Origin of the sequence: Aquiflexum sp. (genome assembly GCF_041751335.1) — a bacterium.
In the GTDB taxonomy this organism is placed as follows: domain Bacteria; phylum Bacteroidota; class Bacteroidia; order Cytophagales; family Cyclobacteriaceae; genus Aquiflexum.
On record NZ_JBGSXS010000371.1, the window covers coordinates 1 to 2,245 of the forward strand.

1 protein-coding gene and 1 pseudogene are annotated in these 2,245 nt (G+C 39.2%); both read right to left on the bottom strand.

Annotation, left to right across the window (positions count from 1 at the left end; translation table 11 throughout):
• Nucleotides 1-106 precede the first annotated feature (106 nt).
• Complete coding sequence (locus tag ACEW8U_RS20015; RefSeq protein WP_373523826.1) at nt 107-1,645, bottom strand: serine hydrolase; 1,539 nt, start codon at nt 1,643-1,645, stop codon at nt 107-109.
• Nucleotides 1,646-2,123: 478 nt separating this feature from the next.
• Nucleotides 2,124-2,245: pseudogene (locus ACEW8U_RS20020) on the bottom strand (bifunctional precorrin-2 dehydrogenase/sirohydrochlorin ferrochelatase); the annotation flags it as partial.

Genomic DNA, 2,245 nt, shown 5'->3' on the forward strand with positions numbered 1-2,245 from the left:
TTCAGCCGTAGGCTATATTTAAATTCTCCCTAATATCAACAAATATCTAATATCCATAAATTTCCGATTTAATATTTGCTGTGACCTGATATGTAACTTGGCACAATTACCTAAATACCCTCTTCGGCTTCAACTCCTCAAAGAAAATATCATCGTTTGGCACTTCGAAATCCATACCGACAACTTTCATGTTGTTATTCATATTAAATTTAAGTGTACCGAAGTTGAACCAAGCGTGTTTTTCATTCCAGATGATTTCAAAGGTGTCATGGTGCCAATGCCTTAAACTGGCATTCAATCTGGGTGAATTTGAAAAAATCAATCGTAACTTTTCCCCTTCCTGCTTGACCTCAATTTTCCCATAAATTTCAGAATCGTAAATACCTGCATAATCGGGAATCTGAAGTGAGTGTTTGGTATTCATTATCCTTCTTGACTTGATGTCCGCAATCCGAGTATCCTTGAGTTCATTTTCATTGGATTTTTTCAATAAATCAGCTGACCAATCTTTTTTTCCTGTCCCCAGCATGTGATCCAAGGCATAATAGGTAGCTGCCATAATCGGGCTTTTGTGTCCATTAGTCAGTACCACAACTCCCAGCTTTTGGTCAGGAATCAAAGTGACAGCCGTGATCATTCCATCATATCCTCCGGTATGTCCCACCATAAAATTGCCATGAAAATCACCTATAGTCCATCCCAATCCATAGCCGTTGAAATGCCTTCCAAGGTCATTTTTTACCGTATGGTCAACTGGAAAAACATTGTGCATGGTCCAAACTATATTCCTTGTTTGTTTACTCAATAGGGTATCCTGGCCATGGATTCCATGATTCAGATTGAAAATCATCCATTTTGCAACATCATTTACGGAAGAAATTATTCCTCCCGTAGCTCCAATAATCTCCCAATCCTCAAAGGCAATCGGGAAATTTTTACCTTCCTCTCTTCCGTGGGCTGTGGTATAGTTGTCTTTCTTTGTTAAGTCTTTGGCAGTGGTAATTGTACGGTCCATTCCCAAAGGCTTCAAAATCCTTTCCTGCACATTCTCTCCCCAACTTTTACCAGTTACTTTTTTGATTACCTCCCCAGCTGTAATGTACATCAGATTGGAATAGCCATAACCGGATCTGAAGTCATAAGCCTGTGGTACTTTTCCTGCCCGCTTGATCAATTCGCCTGCATCTGCTTCAGATTTGTACCAAATGACATCACCACTGAATGTCCCCAAACCCACGCGATGGCTCAACAGATCCCGAATAGTCACATTGGCACTGATCCAAGGATCATCATAAAGGGAGAAATAAGGCAAGTGATCTTTTACCTTATCGTTCCAACCCAACTTACCTTCCTGAACCAACATACCGAAAACCGCAGTAGTGAAAGCCTTGGAATTGGAAGCAATGGCATAAAGGGTATTGGAATCCGGTTTTTCATTATTGCCAACTACCTTGGTACCGTAATTTCCGATAAATAAAAGCTCACCGTCCTTTACTATCCCAATACTTGCACCAGGCACATCCCAGTCTTTGATCATCTGCTCAAAATAGGAGTCAAGCTTTTTGAAATCTTGTGTGGTTTGCGCATTTGTTTGAATTGAAAAAAGCAGGAAAATGAAGACCAAAAGCGATAGGTGATTTTTCATAAATTAAAGATTAGATCTAATTAGCTTCAATTTAGGAAAGCAGGATGATTGAAGCAAAAAAATTGGAGGGGAAATTGGGGAAGGTTTGGTTATAGGGAAGGGCTTTCCAAAGAACTTGGATTACAACCTATTTAAAGAACAATAGAAATGAAATGACGGCTGGCCATTGCAATTAAAGTTGAAAATTGCTACTTCTATGAAAATCACATAATTGGTTATAAAAATGTGAAAAAAATCACATACTCGGAATTAATTGTGTGAAAATGGTTTGAAACACTACTGATACCTGTAATTGACCTCTCCTGCCGTCGAGGTGACAAGGAAAAGTTTTAGGTACTCTTGAATGCTGTTTTAGTCAATAGCTACAATTCCTCAATCATGCAAAGGACCGTGTTCCCCAAAATGTAAAAACAGTTTAATGTACTTTTATCGAACCTCAAGAGATTCCTCCTGACGTCGGAATGACGAAGAAGATCCGTCACTCAACCTTGCTTTTCTCCACAAGGCCTTCGGTCAGTTTATTCAAGGCTTCGACCTTGTATTCAAAATCCCCCTTTAAAGTCTCCCTGTATTTGTTAATATTTTCCACCAATTCATTTA